At 63.9% G+C, this 20,960-nt stretch carries 23 protein-coding genes and 1 pseudogene; 19 read left to right on the top strand and 5 right to left on the bottom strand.

The annotated features are described in order from the left end of the window. The first annotated feature begins 161 nt into the window (after positions 1 to 161). The 3 genes from ABIC35_RS06615 (at position 162) to ABIC35_RS06625 (ending at position 3,255) form a co-directional block, all read left to right on the top strand. Positions 162 to 905: a hypothetical protein gene (locus ABIC35_RS06615; protein ID WP_121077721.1), complete on the top strand. Its 744-nt coding sequence runs from the start codon at positions 162 to 164 to the stop codon at positions 903 to 905. Positions 906 to 1,399: 494 nt separating this feature from the next. After that, positions 1,400 to 2,371 (top strand): GTP pyrophosphokinase, encoded by a 972-nt coding sequence (locus ABIC35_RS06620; protein WP_121077723.1) that lies wholly within the window; start codon positions 1,400 to 1,402, stop codon positions 2,369 to 2,371. Between the two features lie 521 nt (positions 2,372 to 2,892). Next, positions 2,893 to 3,255, top strand: coding sequence for a hypothetical protein (locus tag ABIC35_RS06625; protein ID WP_121077725.1), 363 nt, complete (start codon positions 2,893 to 2,895; stop codon positions 3,253 to 3,255). Between the two features lie 329 nt (positions 3,256 to 3,584). Here ABIC35_RS06625 and ABIC35_RS06630 read toward each other — a convergent pair whose 3' ends face one another. The 3 genes from ABIC35_RS06630 to ABIC35_RS06640 all read right to left on the bottom strand — a co-directional run bounded on the left by ABIC35_RS06630 (position 3,585) and on the right by ABIC35_RS06640 (position 6,819). Next, positions 3,585 to 4,667: a hypothetical protein gene (locus tag ABIC35_RS06630; protein ID WP_183049402.1), complete on the bottom strand. Its 1,083-nt coding sequence runs from the start codon at positions 4,665 to 4,667 to the stop codon at positions 3,585 to 3,587. 625 nt (positions 4,668 to 5,292) lie between these two features. Next, positions 5,293 to 5,532 (bottom strand): hypothetical protein, encoded by a 240-nt coding sequence (locus ABIC35_RS06635; RefSeq protein WP_121077729.1) that lies wholly within the window; start codon positions 5,530 to 5,532, stop codon positions 5,293 to 5,295. A gap of 450 nt (positions 5,533 to 5,982) precedes the next feature. Beyond that, on the bottom strand, positions 5,983 to 6,819 hold the full coding sequence (locus ABIC35_RS06640) for a DNA adenine methylase (RefSeq protein WP_121077731.1): 837 nt from the start codon (positions 6,817 to 6,819) through the stop codon (positions 5,983 to 5,985). Positions 6,820 to 7,132: 313 nt separating this feature from the next. Between ABIC35_RS06640 and ABIC35_RS06645 the strand changes: the two genes are divergently transcribed. Continuing rightward, the gene (locus ABIC35_RS06645; protein WP_147425885.1) at positions 7,133 to 7,405 is read left to right on the top strand and encodes a hypothetical protein; all 273 of its coding nucleotides are present in this window, start codon (positions 7,133 to 7,135) and stop codon (positions 7,403 to 7,405) included. A gap of 39 nt (positions 7,406 to 7,444) precedes the next feature. Here the strand turns inward: ABIC35_RS06645 and ABIC35_RS06650 are convergent, their stop codons facing one another. Beyond that, positions 7,445 to 8,485, bottom strand: coding sequence for a phage portal protein (locus ABIC35_RS06650; protein WP_354278354.1), 1,041 nt, complete (start codon positions 8,483 to 8,485; stop codon positions 7,445 to 7,447). A gap of 52 nt (positions 8,486 to 8,537) precedes the next feature. Beyond that, positions 8,538 to 10,319: pseudogene (locus ABIC35_RS06655) on the bottom strand (terminase large subunit domain-containing protein); the annotation flags it as partial. Positions 10,320 to 10,480: 161 nt separating this feature from the next. Between ABIC35_RS06655 and ABIC35_RS06660 the strand changes: the two are divergent. The 15 genes from ABIC35_RS06660 (at position 10,481) to ABIC35_RS06730 (ending at position 20,952) form a co-directional block, all read left to right on the top strand. Next, positions 10,481 to 11,302 carry a GPO family capsid scaffolding protein gene (locus ABIC35_RS06660; protein ID WP_121077736.1) on the top strand — a complete coding sequence of 274 codons (822 nt, stop codon included), beginning with the start codon at positions 10,481 to 10,483 and terminating at the stop codon, positions 11,300 to 11,302. Between the two features lie 57 nt (positions 11,303 to 11,359). Next, positions 11,360 to 12,418: a phage major capsid protein, P2 family gene (locus ABIC35_RS06665; RefSeq protein WP_121077738.1), complete on the top strand. Its 1,059-nt coding sequence runs from the start codon at positions 11,360 to 11,362 to the stop codon at positions 12,416 to 12,418. Between the two features lie 52 nt (positions 12,419 to 12,470). Further along, positions 12,471 to 13,337, top strand: coding sequence for a phage terminase small subunit (gene gpM, locus ABIC35_RS06670; protein ID WP_121077740.1), 867 nt, complete (start codon positions 12,471 to 12,473; stop codon positions 13,335 to 13,337). A 121-nt stretch (positions 13,338 to 13,458) separates the two neighbouring features. Next, positions 13,459 to 13,647: a hypothetical protein gene (locus ABIC35_RS06675; protein ID WP_121077742.1), complete on the top strand. Its 189-nt coding sequence runs from the start codon at positions 13,459 to 13,461 to the stop codon at positions 13,645 to 13,647. Then, positions 13,644 to 14,117 (top strand): head completion/stabilization protein, encoded by a 474-nt coding sequence (locus tag ABIC35_RS06680; RefSeq protein WP_121077744.1) that lies wholly within the window; start codon positions 13,644 to 13,646, stop codon positions 14,115 to 14,117. The genes ABIC35_RS06675 and ABIC35_RS06680 overlap by 4 nt, the downstream gene beginning before the upstream one ends. Continuing rightward, entirely contained in the window at positions 14,117 to 14,332 is a 216-nt protein-coding gene (locus ABIC35_RS06685; protein WP_121077746.1) for a tail protein X, read from the top strand. Before ABIC35_RS06680 ends, ABIC35_RS06685 begins: the two co-directional genes overlap by 1 nt. Before the next feature lie 2 nt (positions 14,333 to 14,334). Next, positions 14,335 to 14,679 (top strand): hypothetical protein, encoded by a 345-nt coding sequence (locus tag ABIC35_RS06690; protein WP_121077748.1) that lies wholly within the window; start codon positions 14,335 to 14,337, stop codon positions 14,677 to 14,679. Continuing rightward, on the top strand, positions 14,676 to 15,158 hold the full coding sequence (locus ABIC35_RS06695; RefSeq protein WP_121077751.1) for a glycoside hydrolase family protein: 483 nt from the start codon (positions 14,676 to 14,678) through the stop codon (positions 15,156 to 15,158). The genes ABIC35_RS06690 and ABIC35_RS06695 overlap by 4 nt, the downstream gene beginning before the upstream one ends. Further along, positions 15,155 to 15,673: a hypothetical protein gene (locus ABIC35_RS06700; RefSeq protein ID WP_121077753.1), complete on the top strand. Its 519-nt coding sequence runs from the start codon at positions 15,155 to 15,157 to the stop codon at positions 15,671 to 15,673. Before ABIC35_RS06695 ends, ABIC35_RS06700 begins: the two co-directional genes overlap by 4 nt. 10 nt (positions 15,674 to 15,683) lie before the next feature. Beyond that, complete coding sequence (locus ABIC35_RS06705) at positions 15,684 to 15,911, top strand: hypothetical protein (RefSeq protein WP_121077755.1); 228 nt, start codon at positions 15,684 to 15,686, stop codon at positions 15,909 to 15,911. A 1-nt stretch (position 15,912) separates the two neighbouring features. Next, the gene (locus tag ABIC35_RS06710) at positions 15,913 to 18,369 is read left to right on the top strand and encodes a spike base protein, RCAP_Rcc01079 family (protein ID WP_121077757.1); all 2,457 of its coding nucleotides are present in this window, start codon (positions 15,913 to 15,915) and stop codon (positions 18,367 to 18,369) included. Between the two features lie 10 nt (positions 18,370 to 18,379). Further along, a complete protein-coding gene (locus ABIC35_RS06715) occupies positions 18,380 to 18,781 on the top strand; it encodes a phage tail protein (protein WP_121077759.1) in 402 nt (133 codons plus the stop codon). Further along, on the top strand, positions 18,778 to 19,440 hold the full coding sequence (locus tag ABIC35_RS06720) for a phage virion morphogenesis protein (RefSeq protein WP_121077761.1): 663 nt from the start codon (positions 18,778 to 18,780) through the stop codon (positions 19,438 to 19,440). Before ABIC35_RS06715 ends, ABIC35_RS06720 begins: the two co-directional genes overlap by 4 nt. A 70-nt stretch (positions 19,441 to 19,510) precedes the next feature. Beyond that, on the top strand, positions 19,511 to 20,413 hold the full coding sequence (locus ABIC35_RS06725) for a baseplate assembly protein (RefSeq protein ID WP_121079466.1): 903 nt from the start codon (positions 19,511 to 19,513) through the stop codon (positions 20,411 to 20,413). Continuing rightward, entirely contained in the window at positions 20,410 to 20,952 is a 543-nt protein-coding gene (locus ABIC35_RS06730) for a phage tail protein I (RefSeq protein ID WP_121077763.1), read from the top strand. Before ABIC35_RS06725 ends, ABIC35_RS06730 begins: the two co-directional genes overlap by 4 nt. Positions 20,953 to 20,960 lie beyond the last annotated feature (8 nt).

Consider the following 20,960-nt stretch of genomic DNA (forward strand, 5'->3'; position numbering starts at 1 on the left):
AATCGCTTGGGGATGGTAGCGGAGGAGGGACTTGAACCCCCGACACGCGGATTATGATTCCCGTTAAATGTCTCATTTTAATCGAGTTTTCTGCCAAAGGCAGAGAACACCACCTTGAAATTCCAATGGCTTAGCGACGAAAATCCAAACGGATTGGGCGCATGACGGCGCGCGCGATCGGTGCCGTAGCCGCCCAGTTGATCGGATCGAAGAAGACTTCGGCGCCTCGACGAACCGGCCAGCCGGTCCGCCGCAACAGCTATGCTGCCGGCAGCCGCGAGGCCAGGCTCTGGCGCCCAATCGCCGATGGCAAATGCCGCAACGCTCGCCGCTGGATCGGCGCCGTACTGCGCGCCGCGCGCCGGTTCGAGCGCGAGAGCATGGAGCCTGGCAAGCGCAACGGCGCGCTCGGCCATATCGGCCTGGAGGTGCTCGAGGAACTCTTCCGCCTGGTCGACTATCGCACCGGCCGACTCGATCCTGCCGTCTCCACCATCGCGGCCAACATCAAGCGCTCCTACAAGGCGGTGCATGCCGCGCTGAAGCGCCTGGCCGCCGCCGGCTTCCTCGAATGGATCCGCCGCACTGAGCGGACCGACAACGAGGGCGAGTACGGCCCGCAGGTCCGCCAAATTTCGAATGCCTATGGCTTCCGCCTACCTGAGAGAGTGGCGAAGATGGTGCGCCAGATCCTGGGCAACGCCCCGCCCCCCCAAGATGCGTTGTGGCGCAGAGAGGATCACGCGGCAGACACCGCGGCGATGCTCGCGTCCGTTACAGCGGTGGAGGCGTTCGACGCTTCGATCGACGTGGGCGGCGAGCTGGGCAGCGCCCTGCGCAACCTAGCGCAAGCTGTCGACAACGCGAATTTCCTAAAGGGCGAGAATCCGGGAGCCAAAGGATAAATAGGCAGGGAGTGCCCTGTCGGGCACGCGCTGATTTGCAGACACATGATCATCGAGCCAGGATCAGGCACCTTCGTCGTCTAGCCGCGTCAGAGGGACGAGGCGGCTCGCGCCGCCTCGAGGGCTCCCCGGCGGGGAAGCCCGGCGAGGGTTGGCCTCCGCCGACAAGCCTCGGAAAGCTTGGAGCGTGAAGCGTGAAGCGTGAAGCGTGAAGCGTCCGCCGCTCAAATCGTTATGCGCGACGCGTGTAGTTCGAGACTAAACCGGGTCGCAGGGCGGAAGCTCCCCAAGCTGGCCGTACGGCTGGGTTTTCGGGCTCCTCAATGCAAAACATGATCCTAAAATGTGATTGCGAAGCAACCGCTTAACAAGCGCCTGCAAAACTGATTCGCGTCTAGGCGGACGCGGAGGCAAAGGATCCACGCGCGAGATTACAGCTCGCCAGCTTTGCCCCTTGCTCTCGACATTCGCGACCGAACTGGCAAACTTGTTGAATGGTTGATTCTCCACGCGCGTCTTTAGATCCCGATCGTCAGGAAGCTCTGCGAGCCTCCTATGCCGTTGAGGCTCCGAATGCCGCAAGATTATTAAAGTCCCTAAAAGAGCAGTTTGAAACTATTGTCGATCAAAATGAAATATCGCTAGGCGTCCCCATCGAAACACGCGTCAAAGATCTTTCGTCCGTCTTAGAAAAATTTCGGAGAAAACAAACTGACAGCCATAGTATATCGTCAATCTCCGATTTGGCAGGTATGCGAATCATAACTCTTTTTCAAGAAGATGTTGATAAACTCGATAAGCTCATTAAGCAACATCTCGACGTTGTGGATCATGAAGACGTTCTAAGTCGGCTCGGGGATAATCATTTTGGATACCGATCAAACCACTATGTGGTGAAACTTCCTGATAATTGGCTATCACTTCCGAGTAATTTAGGCTTAGACAAAACTGTAGCAGAAATTCAGGTTCGCACCTTGCCTCAGCACATGTGGGCAGCGGCTTCTCACAAATTGCAGTACAAGAGAGAAGAGAGCGTCCCAATTCAACTTCGTCGTGCTATCAGCAGAGTTTCCGCCATACTAGAAATGGTAGACTTAGAATTCTCCAGAGTTCTCTCGGACCGAGCCAATTATGTCATAAATGAAACGCAACATCTTTCTGAAAGTAGCTCTTTGAATGTAGACATTTTGTCGAAAGTGTTAGAAGAGTTTTTTCCTGACAAGAACAAAGTGGATGATGAAGAATACAACGATTTGTTGCTGGAAATCAAAGGAATAGGCATAAACGACGTTGGTTCTCTAAGAAATCGCCTCGCTCTTGGAAAGGATGCCGCCATGAGAATGGAAAAGTATGCGGTAGCAAACTACACGGGCGACGACGAGGACTCCGACCGGCTCGCGCGGGGTATTTACTTTACTCATGTCGGTCTAGCGCGCGGCGCTATCTGGGGAAAGCTCTCGCTTTAATGCTGCGTCATTATATGCAAACTGACGTAGCCATCGGTTTGATCAGCGCCCTGCACTCGATCGTTCCGATTCTTGACGCGCTGCGCTCCATTTTTTTTCGCGCGCTTGCTTTTTTTTGGCGCGGGAGCGGACCGCGAGCCTATCTTGCCGCCTCCTGCAGGCAAAGGAAATCTCGCTGCGAACTAGATGCTCTACCAACTGAGCTTACCGCCGGGCAACCCGAAAGCCGCGCACTTACGCAATTTGATCGCTTGTTCAGCTCCGCCTTTGCGGAACATAGAGGATAAGTGCCGCATATCGATGACTTGGGTGCCCCGAATTGTTCCCGGACCGAATCTCGCAGGTTGCATGCAGGTCGATCGCCTGCGGATAGTGGTCGCTGACGACCACGCGAGGCTTCGCGCTGTATTATACTCTTGCCTGAAAGGGAGAGCGAACGCAGACGTCGCCCACTGTAGGCCGCGCTGTCACCGTGAGGATTGCGTAGTTTCTCGTCAGAAAATGCGAAGAGGAGACGGAAGATGGCAGCATTCTTCATGCCGTTCATTGATCAGAATGACTGGGAAGATACCTACAAGAATCTACCAAAGGTGTTCGGCGGCATCCCGAAGCACGATAAGAACGAGCGCGTGCTTGCTATCACTTGGGATCATGGGGGCGAGCATTTGACCGCCCAAGTCGGGGAGCAAATCAAGGGGTCCAAAACTATCGAGACGGGACGCGGACGTGAGAAGCGTTTTATCGATGTCCCTGCGTCCTACGGCGACACGGTGATCGCGATCTACCCTGGCCATCCTTTCGTGATTGTACACGATAACAAGAGCAAGGTTTGGAACTTGCCAATCTCGGCTCAGCCCACCAGCATCACATACTTCGAGGGCTAGACGCTACTCCACTCCGACGGCTCAGTGCGGGCCGCTTGAAGCGCCGACGTGACTTGGCGCGCCGGCCGGACAGGCGATCGTCCGCTTACCGTCATTGGCGGGGGCGGCGTGGGAAACCGCTGCAGTGCGATTGCACTCTACACTTCGCCAAAGCGCAGATTTCCGTGACGCCAGCCTCCCTCTCGCGCAGAACAGGCGACGAACATAATGCATTTGCGATACCAGCGCGATACCAAGCCGTCTGGCGGGCAAAGCGGCGTCACGCCGAGAAGGCGTGACTGTAGCGCGGCATTTTCGGAGCAGCATCCTACCTTCAGCCCGCGCACCACTCATGTGGCAACCGGAAGAAGTCCATACGCCTTTAGGATACGATAGGTGACCTGCCCGTCCATCACGCAGAATTTCCGTGCTCTATCGCCAGGCTGAACGATGAACGCGCGCAGAGTCGCACGAACTGCGCTGCCAACTAGGTGCGAATGCTGAACAATAGATACATCAGCTCCGCTATTGGAAAGACGATAGATCTGATCCGCGTTTTTCCCACACATACTCGGCGTCATCTCGCGAAAATTCGTTGGACCTTTCAACAGAAAGGCCGCCGTTTTTCGACGGCCTCCGACAGTGATATTGGCAGAAAAGTGGTCATTTTCTTCGCCTCCCCAGTCAGCTTTTACTGGCTCCCTCAATAGCTTTGCGAACGCTTTCTTGACGAACTCCTCTGGAATTGTCCGCATTGCGGCCATCCATTCGTCAGCGCTCGACACCTCTACGGTTTCCATTGCCGAGAACTCTTGAATGTCTTCCGGGAGAATCTCACCATATTCGTAGCCATGAAACATCAGTTCCAAGCTACTACTCTCGTTGCGAACGTGATCGAGCCACGGCGCTCCAATGACAATGGGTTCAATCTCAAACCTCTCGCCACGGTCGTGCAGCAGGCCCAGCACAGCTTCAGGATGCCCACCCTCCGATAATATCATCCGGCCCGTGTCACTAACGATGTGGCTCGTATGGTAAGCGATGTAGACAGGCTTTTCGGTGCTGAAATCCAACTGCACCTCATGGCTTACTCGGTCTGCATTGTACACTTCTGGGCAAGGTGCAAAGCGAGCTAAGCCCATGAAGACTTGTCGACTCTTGGGTGCTGCAAGAGCTTCTGCTAAAGATGGCGCTTTTATATCAGTAAATACGTCGATTAGCAGGGTTACTAGAAGGTGATCATTGTGCAATGTGGTGAAGTGATCGTTTCCCATCTTGGAATGAGCCATGTAGTTTTCGCGAGCCGGACCAAGGGCTGTTATTGCCAATCGCCGGTTTAGAAAGCCCATATCAACATGGCTGAAATAATCCTTCACTCGCTCGCCTGCTGGCATCATTGCCATATTCTCTATCCCCAGTTCCAGCATTTTCAAGTTTTGCAATCTCTGTTCAACCGAGAGTCGACCGCATCTACTGCATTCCGTTCTTGCGGGATTGAACAGGTTAAACGTTGAAAAGCGTCTGCGACAATATGCTCTTACAGCCTCAGCAGCTAGAGTATGGCTCGCGGGAAAAGTGTGACCGGCATGACCACCAAGCGATTTCAACGACTTACGACCAAACCAAAATACAAACCGGGACCAAACCGGATCACGACTAAACACAGTGATTCCTATCGAAAATAAATTCCTTTTTTTTCAATCATGTAATCTCAGTTAGGGATATCCGGTTTGCTCCAGTCGCTCCGTCACTGCGACCATCCAAACTGTTGGATATCAACTAGTTGACCCACTTCGGGTATAGCCAGTCTGCCCGGTCACGCTTTTCCCGCGTGCTATACCCTTCCGCTGAGGCGCTCCGGTCGATTTTCGAAGTTTCGAGAGGTGCTCGAAAGCAGCCCGGAGGTGCATCAAAATGCATCACGGGCGCGGCCGTTTTCCCTCAGGGCGGCCCTCAGGGGCTGCTCAGTGCATCAAAAGGGACACGAAAAGGGGGCGGGCGAGGCGGGGGGAAAAGCGCGCTTTTGAGGGTCGCAGCGGGGGGCTCCCCCCTGCCCCCTCAGCCATTCTCGGGGTCGAGGAGGTCGATCGCGGACGTCGCGAACTCGTGGAAAACGCGCTGCCAGTGCGAGCCTGCCTGGTCGAGCGGGACGTCGTCCAGCGTGCCGCTGCGCCGGCTGTCCCACAGCGCACGGGCAAGATCCTCAATCAGTGCCTCGCGATCGTTGGCCGAGCAGATCCGGCACCGGCCAGGGCTGCGGGATGAACGATCGTGTGGGTTGTCGACTCGGGAACGCATCGCCTAATAGTGTTCTAGTTATGTTCTGTCCGCAACCCGGCGCCGCTGGTGCCCCGTCATGAGCGCGAACCATCGCTACGAGACGCTCGGCGATATCACGCGCCGAGGCTTCAACGTGCTGGTGAAGTGCGGATGCGGGCACAGCGCGGTGATCGACGCGCGACGCCTGGAACGGTGGTATCGATGCCACTGCTGGTCGACGTCCCTGCACATGCTGCGGGACCATCTGTATTGTCTACAGTGCGGCGGGCGGCCGGCGAGCGCGCGAGCCCAGCCCTGTGCGCAAGAACCCACGGCGCCAAATCGTTTCCCGAACAGCGAGGAGCAATGGGAACGCTTGGTCCGCGGGCTGCGGCGATAGCTCGGGTTAGAGCAGCCTTATCACGTCGGCGGCAGCTATCCCCGCCTGCAACAGCATCAGGGCAGCTACCGCCGCGTATTCAACCTTTCTCAGCGTCGATCGGCGGATATGCATGCCGACTTGTCGGCATTGATCGCGAAGTTCGCAATTAGCAGCTCACCCGCTTTGGACGCACTTCCCTTGCTGACCGAGTACGTCGTTTCGATGGGCATCATGGCGAAGGCGCCGAACACCTCGCGCACGCCGGGGGTATCGTTCAGCGAGAGCAGGAACTTGCCCTTGATCCCGCCGAGCTGGGTGGCGAGCTGCTCGAAGTCCTCGCGGCCGAAGACGTCCTGGCCATAGTCGGTCTCGCATCCCCAATAGGGCGGATCGAGATAGAACAGTGTGCCGGCACGATCATAGCGCTCGATGAACGCGGCATAGTTCAACTGCTCGATCACGACGCCCGCCAGGCGATCGTGAATGTCGGCGAGCACCGGCTCTAGCTTTGTGACGTTGAACCGCGCGCCCTGGGTGGCGTCGACGCCAAACGTGCGGCCGTTCACCTTCCCGCCAAAAGCGAGTCGCTGGAGATACAGGAACCGCACCGCGCGCTGTAGATCGGTGAGGCGCTCGCCGGGCAGCGCGCGGAGCCGCTCGAATTCAGCGCGGCTGGCGACGCGAAACCGCAGCATGTCCAGCAGATATGGATAGTGTTCCTGCAGCACACGGAAGAAGATCGCGACGTCGCCGCTGACGTCGTTGATCACCTCGGCCTTCGGCCGCTGCCGGCGGCGCAGGAAAATGCCGCCCATGCCAACGAAGGGCTCGGCATAGAGCTGGTGATCAACCTGCTCGATAATGCGAACGATGCGACCGGCGAGATTGCGCTTGCCGCCAATATAGCCGGCGGCGGGGGAGACGGGGGTAACGGCACTCAACATCGGGGGAAGCTTTGCCTCTTCTGGATTGACGCCGCCGACCGGCGGCGCAGGGGAACCGCCGGCCGCAACCTGGCCGGCGGGATCTGGGGGAGCCACGGTGGCACGGCACCCAATGTGTAGGAAATAGGCGCCGCCAAAAGACGGTCAGCAGCTTACCGCCTGTTCAGCACCAATCAAAACACCGTGGACGAAGCGCGGACCTCAGCGAGCATGTCAGTCAAACCTCAAGCTTGGATCACCCATCAAAGTAGCCGCCCAGATTGGGTTGTGTTTCACCCCTGCAGTGCTGATATACCGTTCAAAGGAGACGAAAATGGCAGTCGGTGAGGTGATTGGCTCAGATCCGGGCCCTTGGTTTTTTGATATGGATGGCAACGGGACGAAGTCGCGCCGCTTTGCCACCAAGGCCGCTGCGCACAAGGCTGGCGAATTGTTTAAGGCGGAATACGATAAGGGAGGCGAATTTCGCCAGGCCGTGATCAAGGCTGAAAACGCAGCAAAGGCAATTGAGTCCAGTGATGATGGGCCCAGCTTAGGCACACAAGCTGCGCACGCAGACTGGCTAAGTAGGGGCGGCCGCGGTTAACCTGCCAGCTGGTCCTTTCAAGTGTGATCGTTGCTTCGGCTAGGCAGCGTTGCCCATCGGCCTGCGCTCGCGGAACCGGATCACCTGGCGCCCGACAAGCTCGTTGAACTGCAGCAGCCGCACCTGCAGGGGCGCGATCTCCAGCTCGAAGAACATGTCGACCGCCTGGAGCGGGTTACCGAACCCGCTGGAGCCCTGCGCCGGCACGATGCCGAGCAGCTGGGGCGGCACGCGATGCGCGGCGAGCACGTCGTCGCGCGTCGCGTTCTTGATACCGAGAAACTCGTCCTTCGCGCCCACCTCGGCGATCGGCAGGATCTTGAGGCTTCCCTCCTTCGCGTTCGGTGCGTGGACGAACAGGTTGCGGAAGTTGCCCGGTCCCCGCGACGCCTTCAGCGCCGTCTTGAGCGCGGTGGTGTCCTTCTCGTCGATCTCGCCGGTGGCGTAGAGGATATAGCCCGCGTGGCTGCCGTTCAGGTAATAGCGGCGGCGGAACAGCGTTGCCGCCTCGTTGAGCAGCGCCGACTGCAGCGCGCTCAGATACTCCGGCACGCCGTAGATCTCCTGGTTCACGTCGGGCTGGCAGACCTGCTGGACGCTGCCGGGGGCGAACTCCACCTCGTCGCGGTCGCCGGGCACATAGAAGAACCGCCCTGCCTCCACGCCGCGCCGGGTGTACTTGGCGATGGCGTGCTCATAGCGCAGCACCCCGCCCAGGACGTTGCGGCGTTCCTCCAGATAACCGTTGCCGAAGACGAGGAAGTCCTGCGCCAGCGCCTCAAAGGCCGCGGTGCTAAGCAGCGAGGACGCCGCAAAGGACGCGACCAGCAGGTTGCGCTTGAGCATGATGGCGCTGCTGTGGTGCGGCGAGACCCGGAACGCGCGCGCCAGGCCGTCGAGCGACACCGGCGGTTCGTACCAGCGGCCGTTGTGCCAGCACTCCGCCATGTCGAGCAGCTCGCGGCGGTTGAGCACCGGCTCCGGATCGCCGAAGCTGAACGCCAGGCCACCCGAGCTGCTCGACCGGTCCGCTGGCACCAAAGCCCCAGACGACACCGCCGCCGTTTCCTGCCGGGACATCGTCCGCGCCCGAGTCCGCTTCGCCATCGATAATCTCCAAGCGCGTCTGCGGCCGCGCGCTGCCGTCCAGTGGTTCGTTGATGAGGATGTGCATGACCGCCCAGGCCAGATCGCCGTGGCCGATGCTCTCGTCGCCCCGGCTCGTCTTGAAAGTGATCGCCTTGCCCGAGCCGGTGAGCGCCTTCTTGATGCTGAGGAAGCTCGACTGCACGTCGATCCAGCTCGCATCGAATTCGATGCGGCCGCGCGCGAAGCTGTGCTGCGCCTTCATCACCATCTGCGCCTTGGACTCGAGCGAATATTCGATCTTGGTGCAGCCGCGCACGGTACCGCTGAGCAGCTGGTAGACGGCCGAGCCGATGCCGGTGGCGTCGATGCCCAGATAGGTGCAGTTGTAGCGGGCGAGCCGCTGGCGGATGAACTCGGCCTGTGCCTGATAGTCGAGCCCGCGCAGCTGGTACTTCTCCAGCAGCCGGAACTTGCCGCCCGGCCCCTCCGGCGGCAGCGCGATCACCAGCGCGGCATTGTCGCCGTTCTCGCTCTCCTGCGGATCATAGCCGGCCCACACCGCGCGCGTGCCGACAGGCCGCCGGCTGAGCGGCTGCACGTCGAGCCAATCGACGACGCTGTCGACGGTCGCGCGCTGCAGCTCGTTGAACTTGAACGCCGAGAGGCTGTCGTCGACGAACTGGCACATGAGCAGGTTCGCGAATTCGTCCGGGGCATATTCGATGCGCAGCTCGTCCAGATCGAACAGGTCGCAGCCGCGCGCCTCGGCGTCCTCGATCGTCACGATCTGGCGCCAGATATTGTCCTCGCACACCGCGCCCGCCTTCAAGCGGCCGTGCCCGGTGTCGATGGTGACGCGGTTTTCCTTCTTCACCCGGCGGTTGCGGCGCTCGCCCGTCCAATAGGGGTGCGCCTGGTGGGCGACGGTGGACGGCGTCGAGAAGTAGGTTTTCCGCCACTTCTTGTGCATCGCCATGCCGCTGGCGACCTTGTTCAGCTCCTCGAAGCCATAGGTCCAGAAGAACTCGTCGAAATAGAAATTGCCGTGATAGCCCTGCGCAGTGCGGGCATTGGTGCCCAGGAAGATCAGCTGCGGCAGATCCTCGCCCTCGGGCAGCGTCTCCGCGTCGAGCACGATCGGATCGCCCTGCAGCTTCACCCCCGCCCGCGCCGCGAACTGGATGATGTAGCCGCGGAAGATATGGGCCTGCGCCTTGGACGCGGAAAGGAAGATCATGTTGCCCCGCCCGCGTAGGGCGTCGAGCAGCGCCTCGCGGGCGAAATACCAGGTGGCGCCGATCTGGCGGGATTTCAGGATCATGCGGGTGCGCTGGTCGCGCGCGTCCCACCAATCCTGCTGATAGCCGAACAGCTCCTCGTGGAAGATGCGCTCCAGCTCTTCCACCTGCTCACGGGTGAAGTAGTTGGTCTTCGCCTTCTTCTTCTCGCCCGCGTTGCGGTTGCCGACCTTCTCGTTCAGGTCGCCTTCGTGCCCGCCCGGCGCCTCATAGCGCCGCACGCGCGCGGCGGTGGTGACCGCGCGCATGAGCAGGTCGATTTCCTTGAAATCGCCGGGAGTCTTCTTGTCCTTGTCGACCAGCCCGACGATGCGGGCCTCGATCGCGTCTTCGATCTTGGTGAGCGCCGGCGCATCGTCCCACCGATCGCGCTGGCGCCAGGACTCCACCGTCCCGCGCGAAAGGCACAGCTCTTCGGCGATTTGCGTAATCGTCCAATAGCGCCAGTACAGGCTGCGCGCCTTCCGCCGCGCGTCCACGGGGATTGGCATCGTCGATGCTGGGAGGGGTTCGTCGGCGGGGTGCATGGTGCCGCGAACCTAGCCACGCTCGCCCCCGGCAATTGAGCGCCCCACCTTGTAGAACCGCCCTTTCACAAGTCGGCTCGCTTGAGAAGATGCCCCGATCCGGTCCCTGTTCGCCTGGTCAAACGCCGCCTCGGCTCGATCACGCAGGGACCAGCACCGCCATGGCCAAACTCTCCAAGTTCTTCCGCGCCTTCGTCGCCGGCCAGACGATCAGCGACGGCCGCACCATCACCGACGAGATGATTGACGATGTGGTCGCGACCTTCAACCGCGACACCTATTCGCCGCGCATCAACATCGAGCATATCGCCGGCTACAGCCCGGAACCGCCGTTCAACGGCTACGGCGACGTTGCAGCCGTGAAGGCGCAGGACGACGAATTCACCATCGACGGTAAGTCCGAGAAGCGCCGCACGCTCTATGTTCAGGTCGACGCCAACGACAACTTGGTGAAGCTCTCGGCCGCTGGCCAGAAGCCCTATCCGTCCGTCGAGCTGACCCCGGACTATGCCGGCACCGGCAAGGTCGGTCTGGTCGGCCTGGCTTTCACCGATACCCCCGCCTCGATCGGCACCCAGAAGCTGCAGTTCTCGCGCACCGCGCCGGGCACCATTTTCAGCGCCTCGGATCAGGCTGTCGCGATCGAATTCGAGCAGGGCGCGGCGGGTGTCACTGATGCGATTGTCGCCGGCTTCTCGAAGCTCGCCGACATGTTCAAGCGCACGGCCAGCGAGCCCGGCACGCCCCCGCCGGCACCGGCCCCCTCGCCCGCGCCCACGCCCGCGAACGACAACATGGACTTCGCCGCGTTCACCAAGGCGATGGGCGATGCAGTCGCGGCGGCAGTGAAGCCGGCGCTCGATGCGGTCAGCGAAGTTCGCGCCGAGGTGGCGACCATGAAGGGCCAGCTCGAAACCACGCCCGCCGGGTTCAGCCGCCCGCCCGCCAGCGGCGGCGCAGGCCAGCACCTTACCGACTGCTGATCGCCGCTCACCGCCTCCCCACGTCCGCGCCCCTCCCCGCACCCCGGAGCAATTTCCATGCAGAACCACACCCGCGTGCTGTTCAATTCGTACCTTGGCCAGCTCGCCAAGCTGAACAACCTGGACGGCCATTTCTTCGCGAACGGCTCGACCGAGATCAAGAAGTTCGCCGTCGCGCCTGCGATCGAGCAGAAGCTGCTGGCGAAGCTCCAGACCACCAGCGACTTCCTGTCGCGCATCAACGTCGTGCCGGTGGTGGCGCAGATCGGTGACCGTGTTGGTGTCGGCGTCACCCGCACGCTCGCAGGCCGCACCGACCTGTCGGTCCCCGGCAACCGCCGCCGCCCCACCAGCCCGTTCGGCAGCGACGCGATCGACCAGTACACCTGCAAGAAGACCGACTACGACTATGCGTGGCCGTATGCGCTGCTCGATGCCTGGTCGCACCGCCCAGAATTCCAGCAGCTCTGCCGCGATGCCGTGCTGGTGCAGAAGGCGCAGGACATCATCACCATCGGCTTCAACGGCGTGGACGCCAAGGCGCAGACCGACCGCGTCACCTATCCGCTGCTGCAGGACGTCAACTATGGATGGCTCTACAAGATGCGGACCTACGCGCCCAATCGCGTGCTGTCCCATGGCGGCCTCGATCAGGCGAAGGTGTACGTCTCGGACACCGGCAGCGCCGACTATGAGAACCTCGACGCGCTCGTCTTCGACGTGATCCACAATCTCCTGCACGAGCAGTTCCGCGGCGCGACCGACCTGGTGGTGATTGTCGGCAGCGACCTCGTTCACGAGAAGTATTTCAAGATCGTCAGCGAGGCCGGCAACACCGCCACCGAGATCCTCGCGCGCGACGTGATCCTGTCGAGCCGCCAGCTCGGCGGCAAGCCGACCATGCAGGTGCCGAACTTCCCGGCCAACGCGCTGATGGTCACCAGCCTCAGCAACCTGTCCTACTACCAGCAGACGGGCTCCGCGCGCCGCAACATCGTCGAGGAATCGGCCTACGACCAGATCGCCAACTACGAGAGCGTGAACGACGCCTTCGTCGTCGAGGAATACGGCAAGGCCGCCCTGGTCGAGAACATCAAGCTTGGCCCGAAGAGCTGAGGCTCTGCGTCAAGTCTGCCCGCCCTCAATCCACCCAGCACCGGAACGCACCATGAGCCCAGCTCGCCAGCATCGTGACCGCTTCGCCGCCTCGGCCAAGCCCGATCACACCAGCACCGTCGTTGCCGCGCAGGAGGGCGAGGGCGGGCAGGAACCCCTGCTCGCCTCCCCCATCGTCTCCGCCAGCCCCGCGCGCCTGCACACGCTGCAGCACGCGGCGCGGGCGGCGATCGAAGAACCCGCCGCTCTGGACCCATCGCTCGGCGAGGGCCCCGATGCCCAGATCATGCTGCGCCTGGTGCACGACATGCGCAGGCTCAAGGCCATCCAGTCGATCGAGAAGAAGATCGAGGCCAAACGCGAGATGCTGCCCGCCTATCGCGAGTGGGTGATGGCGCGCTTGGCGGCGGCAGCCGAGGCCGGCAAGACGGTCGCGGACGAGGTGATCCCCACCATCATGGTTTGGCTGATCGACGTCGGCGAATATCGCGGCGCGGTCGAGCTGGCCGAATATATGCTGCTACACGATCTGCCGATGCCGGCGCGCTATCAGCGCACGACGCCCGCGCTGGTCACTGAGGAGATCGCCACCGCCGCGATCAAGGCGCAAGGTGCTGGCCAGCGCTTCGACCTGGGCATCCTCACCGATGTCGAGATCCTCACCGCCGACGCTGACATGCACGATCAGATCCGCGCCAAGCTCTACAAGGCGATCGGCCAGGAGACCGCGCTAGCGGCCGAGGCGCTGCTCCCGGCTGACGATCAGCGTCCGGCCTTCGGCAAGGCGCTCGGTGCGCTGCGCCGCGCGCACCAGCTCGACGAACGCGCGGGCGTGAAGGGCAACATCAAGAAGCTGGAGAAGCTGCTCGACGCAGGCACTCCGGCCACCACCGAACCCGCGCCCCAGCAGGGCGCCTGACCAGCTCGCCCCCGGCGCTCGGGGGCGGATCGCGCGCGACGGGAGGGCCTTCGGGCTGAGGGCCGTCGCGGACCCGGTCCCCACCCCCGTTTGCCGGGGACGCCGAAGGAACCGCGATCCGATGTCCGCCGCCGCTCTCTTGAACTTCGCCGCTCTCGCGCTCTGCGCGGGCGGGTTCGTGCTGGCGGCAGTCGATGCCACCTTCGCGGAGCGCTGGCGAGTCCGCCTCGGCAGCGCGACGATTGCCGCCGTCGCGCTGGCAGGCGTCATCTCCTCCATGGTGCGGATCGCCGCCATGGTGCTGGCATGAGCACCTTCGCCTGCTCCCCCATCCTCACGCCACCGCCCGCTGCGCCCGATGGCGCGCCGATCGTCAACGACGGTTGGTTTCCCGACGTCGACGTTGCCGACCTGCGCAAGGCGCGCCGGATCCCCGCCGAGATGCCGGCGGAACGCCTGCGCGACGCAGTGCGCGAAGCGATCATCTGGACGAACGACCAGCTCGAGGATTGGCGCGCCGAGCAGGCCGCCGTTAGCTTCGCTGAGGTGCCCAGCTCCACCGTCGACGGCTTGAGCCGCAACGTCGTGCTGTACCAGCTCGCCGTGGGCGCCTGCGCCAAGGCGCTGCTGATCGAACGGCAGCGCGACGTCGACCTGACCGGCGCTGGCCAGCGCAAGGTGGACGAGCTGGACGACTCGATCGGCGAGCTGCGCCGAGACGCGCTGCAGGCCGTGCGCCGGATCCTCGGCCGCACCCGCACCAGCGTCGAGCTGCTCTGATGACGGACAAGCTCACCGCGCGACAGGGCGACACGCTGGACGAGCTGCTGTGGCGCGAGCGCGGCCTCGGCCCTGAGGCGCTCGATGCCGTGCTCGCGGCCAACCCGGGCCTGGCCGATCGCGGCCCAATCCTTCCGATCGGCACGCCGGTCACCCTCCCCCCGATCGCCGCCCAGGCACCGCCGGTGCGCGAGACGGTCCAGCTCTGGAGTTGACCATGGAACAGAAGATCCTGGCCTTGCTCGATGCATTTCTCGCCTTCCTGTCGGGTATCGCCCCCGGCGCGATCGGCGCCACGGTGGCGCTCGCCTGGCGCAAGGGTCTCACCTGGCGCGAGCGTTTCACGCAGCTTGCGGTGGGCATCGTCGTTTCGTGGTTCGCCGGCCGCGCGATCGGCGCGATCTGGTCGCTCGATCCCTTCGTGCTGCAGGGCATCGCCTTCACGATCGGCATGATCGCCTTTGAGGCGACGCCGCGGTTCATCGCAGCGGCGGCCGACGTCGCCGGCACGATCCCCGCCACCTTGCGCGACCGCTTCCTCGGCAAAGGAGGCGAGCAGTGAGCTATGATCGCGTCGCGCTGGAAGCCGAGCTGATACGCGACGAAAACGAGAAGTTCAGGGTGTATCGCTGCACCGCGAACAAGCGGACGATCGGCGTTGGCCGCAACCTCGACGACGTCGGCATCTCCAAGGCGGAAACCGCTGCGCTTGGGATCACCGTGGCAAGCGTCTGCGCGAACGGGATCACCCGCACGCAGTCGCGCGCGCTGCTCGCGAACGACATCGACGCCCGCGAACGCCAGCTCGACGCCAAGCTGCCCTGGTGGCGCACCCTCAGCGACGTGCGCCAGCGGGTGCTGCTCAACATGTGCTTCAACATGGGCATCGCGCGCCTGCTCGGCTTCAAGAACACGCTTGCGAAGATGCAGCGCGGCGACTTCGCAGGCACCGCCGCCGGCATGCGCGCGTCGCTCTGGGCGCGCCAGGTCGGCGCCCGCGCCGAGCGCCTGGCCCTCATGATGGAAAAGGGAACCGCATGATCAAGCTGATCGTCGGCGCCTTCAAGGCGCTCCACGCCTGGGCGGGCAATAGCTGGCTCGTCCTTATCGCCCTCGGCCTCGCGATCGCCGCCCTGTACGTTGACGATCGCCGCGCCCGAGCGGACCGCGACGCTTGGTCAAGCTGGGCCAAGGCCACCTGCGCCTACGCCGGTGCCTCGCCCGATGCGACCACCGTCGAGCGCGCGGACGCCGCCGGCAAGCGCCACAAGGTGAAGCTGCCGCGCGGCGGCGCGTGCGCCGAGGCGGTGCAGGATCTCGCCGCCTTCCGCGCCGCCACCCTTGCCGGCACCGCGCGCGTGCTCGCCGCCGCTGCAGCCGAACAGCAGGCAAAGGCCACCCGCGACCGCACCACCGCCCAGGCCGAGTCCGAAGACCGGGCCGCCGCCATCAACACCATGGAGAAAGCCGATGCGCAGGTTCGCGACGATGACCGCGTCGATGGCAACTGGTTTGCTGCTCTCAACCGCCTTGGCGGGCTGCAGCCGCACGACTGAGCACCGCCCGGTGGACGTCGTCGCCGTGCCGGTAAAGGATACGCCGCCCGCCGACCTGCTCGTCTGCCCCGAGGCGCCGCCCGCCTTCCCGACCGATCAGGTCGCCACAATCCCGGCACCGCTACGAGCCGCCCTGCGCGGCCTGGTGCTCCACGATCGCGACCAGCGCGTCCGCTTCCGCCGCCTGGTGGAGTGGATCGCCCCTGGAACCTGCAAGCCCGAACCGGAGACCCGTTGAAATGGCCAAAGCCGCAACCGCCGAACTGCAATCGCAGATGCTCTCCGCCCTGCAGGCGCTCGCGCCCGCGACCGATGCCGTGCCGGTCACGCCGAGCGATACCGTCGACCTTGAGCAGGAAGCCTCCGCAATCGCGTGCGGCGGGAACGCCGGCACGGTGAAGCTGCGGACGGCCGCCGGCAAGGACCGCACGATTTCGATCGCCACGGGGCAGACGATCGCAGTGCGCTTCAAGCGGGTGTTCCTGACCGGCACTTCGGCAACGGGCCTGAGCGCGCTGCTGAGCGCCGTCGCACTGGCAGCTGCGCCAACGCCCACGCCGAGCCCCCAGCCCACCCCGCAGCCGTCGCTGAGCCTTTCCAGCGCGGTCACCAAGGCCGAAGGCAACTCGGGCACCACCGCGTTCACCTGGACGCTCACGCTCAACCGCGACGGCTCGACGGCCGCCTATCCATTCGCCTGGGCGGTGACGGGCAACGGTAGCAACCCGGCGAGCGCCGCGGACTTCGGTGGAGCCTTACCGAGCGGCAGCGGCACCTTCGCGGCAGGTGAAACTTCCAAGACGATCACGGTGCTCGTGACCGGAGACACTGCCGTCGAGCCTGACGAAACCTTCCTGCTCACCGTCACCGCCTCGGGGCTGAATACGGTCACCAGCACCGGCACGATCAGCAACGACGACGCCTCGACGGTATCGCCGGTGGTGCCGCCGAACTGGGACTATATCGCCTTCGGCGACAGCCGGGTCGAGAATGGCCTTGGTGCTGGCCTGGGCAGCAGCGGCTACAAGGCCAGTCAATCGATGCTGTCCTGGGCATCACTGGTGCCGCAGGCCTCCAATAATCGCCTGCGCCTCGGCCGTTACCCAAACTTCGGCATTTCTGCCTCCAACACCTTCAACGGATCGCTGATCCCGCGCCGCCCCGCTACCTATACCTCGTCCAACACCTCGGCCGCCGCGACGCAGAGCACCCCGCCCACCTGGTACCGAGGCAGCGATTCGACCAACAAGGGCATCGACTATGCTGCCGCGCACCCGGCGGGCATTGTGATGATCATGCATGGCGGCGCGGACAACGATCTCGACAGCGGCGCGCGCACCCGGTTCCAGAGCTATATCACGTACCTGCGCGCCAACGCGCCGCAGAAGCTGATCGTGATCCTCAACGAGCCGCCCTTCGGCGTCAATCAGGCGGGCGCGGTGGTAGGCGGCTCCAGCCAGTCGGTGATGGACTTCGCGGCCTGGCAGAAGACCTTCGACTATGCATCGGGCCACGCCAATGCGACCCCGAATGTGATCGTCGTCGATACGAACGCCCTCATTGCTGATCCCGCCTCGGGCCCGACCACCTATCTCAACAAGCAAGGCTTCTACCGCGATGACCGGCACTTCACCGCCTGGGGTTCGCAGCAGGTCGCGCGGGCGATTCACCAGCGTCTGAATGCGGCCTTCGGCAGCACTTACTCGGGCTTGCCATCGCGCGTCCCGCTGCCGGTGAGCAACGGGGCGACGATCGCGACCGATACGATCGGGGTGCACCCCGGCTTCGTTCACACCAACCCGCTACTCACCCCTGGCGGCGCCGGCAGCGTCATCGCCGCCGGCTTCGCCTCGCCGCCGCCGGCCAGCTCCGTGCCGCAGGGTTGGACCTTGTCGGGAAGCAGCGCCGTGATGGGCGCCGACATCACGGTGACGGTCGACAAGACCGGCACCGATCCGGATGGCTATCCGATGACGACGATCACGCTGGCAGGGACCATGCGGTCGGCGAAGTTCACGGGCTCGATCTCCGGCACGACGCTGACGATCGAATCGATGGACACCAGCCAGGGTGCCGGCTCGATCGTCATCGGCGCGACGCTGTACGCCGGCACCAGCTCGTACTTCATTCAGGCACTGCTGAGCGGGACTGCGAACACGGCCGGTGCGACCTATCAAGTCAGCTCCGGCGCGGCCAAGCCCTCGGGCACGTCGATGGTCGCGGTGACCGGCTACAATGTCAGCCTGTATCAGAGCTCGATCGCGGGCAGCGGGTCTGAGATTGCGCTCACCGACAAGCTGCGCCCGGTGGGCCGAGTGGTGCCGCTCGCCGGCAGCAAGCTGTTCTCCGGTGCCGAGCTGGTTGGGTATGTGCGGAACGGGGGGACCCCCGATGCCAAGGCGCAGCAGTCGGGGCTCAACAACATCCCGCAGGGCGGCAACACGAACGACCTGCTCGGCTACCTGCTGAGCGCCTATGGCTATGATGCCGGCGGCGCTACGGCACCGCTTAACGGGCAGATGATCGACCTTGCCGACCCGAACATGGACCCGGCGAACGGAGGCCCTGGCTTCATTACCGCGCCCGGTTCGGTGATTCAGGTCAACGTCAGCCTCGCCAACGCCTCCGGCTTCGACCAGCCCGCTCTGGCGGTGGTTCAGGTCAGTCGCTGCGGCCTGGCGCGGGTGAGCAACTAGGGGCGTCGCGATGGAGAAACCCAATGCCCTCCGCCAGGTGCTGCTGGCCCATGTGCCGCAGCTCGGCGCCGATCCGTCGAAGCTCAGCCTGTTCGTCGACAAGGGCCGCGTCGCCGCGCGGCCTGGCGGGCTGGCCTTCGAATATCGCGACACGCTCAACATCGTCGCCCAGGACTATGCCGGATCGATTGACGGGCTGATGGTGCCGATTCTCGCCTGGATTGCGGACGCGCAGCCCGAGCTGCTCGAAGCGGGCCAGCAAGAACCCTTCCGCTTCGAGTCCGAACTCCTCGACGCCGACGCGGCCGACGTGTCGCTGTGGATCGAGCTGACCGAGGCGGTGTCCGTGGAAGCGCTGGCGCAGGGCGGCTTCAACGCCGTGCATCTGGCCGAACCGCGGCTCGTCGAATGAGCGGCGACCTGGCCGAGCTGGAGCGGATCGCGGGCGCGCTGCTGCGCGCGACCGCGCCACCGGAGCGCCGCCGCATTCTTCGCGCCATGGCGAAGGATCTGCAGCGCTCGCAATCCGCGCGCATCGGCCGCCAGCAGAACCCCGATGGCAGCGCCTATGCGCCACGCAAGGCCAAGCCCGCGCCGCGCCCCGGCAACTATGCGGTGAAGTTCCTCTATCCCAAGGGCGCTGCCGAGCCACGCCTGGTGCTCATGAAGAGCTGGGCCCACGAGGGCAACCTGCTCACCGGCTTCGACGTCGAGGCCGGCGGCGTGCGCAGCTTCTTCTGGGACAAGGTCGACCGCTGGCTACCCCTAGAGCCCGAGGAGCAGAACAAGGGCGCGGGGAAGTATCGGCGCAAGGGCAGCATTCGGCGCGCCGCCATGTTCCGCAAGCTCCGCAATGGGCGCAACCTCCGCGCAGGCGCGACCGACCGCGAGGCATGGATCGGGTTCGCCGGCCGCGCCTCGGAGATCGCCAGCGTGTCGCAAGATGGACTGATGGACCGGCCCGCCGCCAAGGCGAAGCCGGTACGCTACGCGCGGCGTGCGCTCCTCGGCGTCACCGACGCGGAAGCCGGTGCAATGCTCGACCTGATGCTGCGGCATCTCAACGCCTGAGGTTGTGAAACGGGTCTTTCACAAGCCGCCACGCTAGCCGGGACAGCCACGCGCCCGCGACATGGGCGGCATGGCCGATACCTCCGTCACGTTCACCGCAGTCGATCTCTCGCGCCTGCCGGCGCCGAAGGTGATCGAGCCGCTTAGCTTCGAGCAGATCTATGGCGAGATGCTCGCTGCGCTGCTGGAGCTGAAGCCGGATTTCGACGCGACCGTCGAGTCCGATCCGGCGGTGATGATCCTGCAGATTTCCGCCTATCGCGAGTTGCTCCTTCGCGGTGTGATCAACGACGCGGCGAAGGCGGTGATGCCGGCCTTCGCCACCGGCTCCGATCTGGATCACCTCGCGGCGCTGATGAACGTCACCCGGCTTGAGCTGGACCCCGGCGATCCTGCCAACAACGTGCCGCCCGCCTATGAAGATGACACCTCGCTTCGCGCCCGCCTGGTGCTGGCGCCGGAGGGCTTCTCGGTAGCAGGCCCCGAGGGCGCCTATATCTACCACGCCCGCTCGGCCGACGGCGACGTGCTCGACGCCAGCGCGACCAGCCCGGCACCGGGAGAAGTGCTGGTCACCATCCTGTCGCGCCTGGGCGACGGCACCGCCTCCCCCGAGCTGCTCGCCAAGATTGCGGCGCACGTTTCGTCGGAGACGGTGCGCCCGCTCACCGACGCGGTGATGGTGCAGTCCGCGACGATCATCCCCTACCAGATCACCGCCACCCTCACGACGTACAGCGGCCCCGATGGGTCCATCGTGCTCGCCGAGGCGCAGCGCCGCGTCGAGGAATATCGCGACCGCCAGCACCGCCTGGGGCTCGACGTGACGCGCTCGGGCATATTCGCTGCCCTTCATGCCGAGGGCGTGCAAAATGCCGTGCTTGCCGAGCCGGCGGCCGACATCGTCGTAAACCGCACCCAAGCCGCCTTCTGCACCGCGATCAACGTCGCTTATGGGGGCATCGGCGAATGACCGGGAGCCTGCTGCCCCCGAACGTGACCGCGCTCGAGCGCGCGATCGAGGCGGCGACTGCGCGTGTGGGCGCGTTGCCGGTACCGCTGCGCGACCTGATCAATCCGGACACCTGCCCGCTCCCGCTGCTTCCCTACCTGGCCTGGGCGGTTTCCATCGACGCCTGGTCGAGCGATTGGCCGGAGGAAGTGAAGCGCGCCCGCGTGCGCCGCGCGATCGAGATCCAGCGCCACAAAGGCACCGCGTCTTCGGTGCGCGCCGTCGTCGAGTCCTTCGGCGGCGCCGTAGCGCTGCGTGAGTGGTGGCAGCTCGACCCGCCGGGTGAGCCCCACACCTTTACCATGGCCGTCGAGCTGAGCGGCGGCGACGGCGCGCCCGCTACCGCCGCCTTTGCCGATGCTGTGATCAATGAGGTGCGCCGCACCAAGCCGGTACGCTCGCACTTCACCTTCACCCAGGGGCTTCGCTTTAACGGTGCGACCGGCGTGATCGCCGCCGCTCGGCCCCTCGTTTTCACCCGCCTGGCGCTTGCCGCCTGATCGGAGCC

Source organism: Sphingomonas trueperi (assembly GCF_040545965.1).
GTDB lineage: Bacteria > Pseudomonadota > Alphaproteobacteria > Sphingomonadales > Sphingomonadaceae > Sphingomonas > Sphingomonas trueperi_C.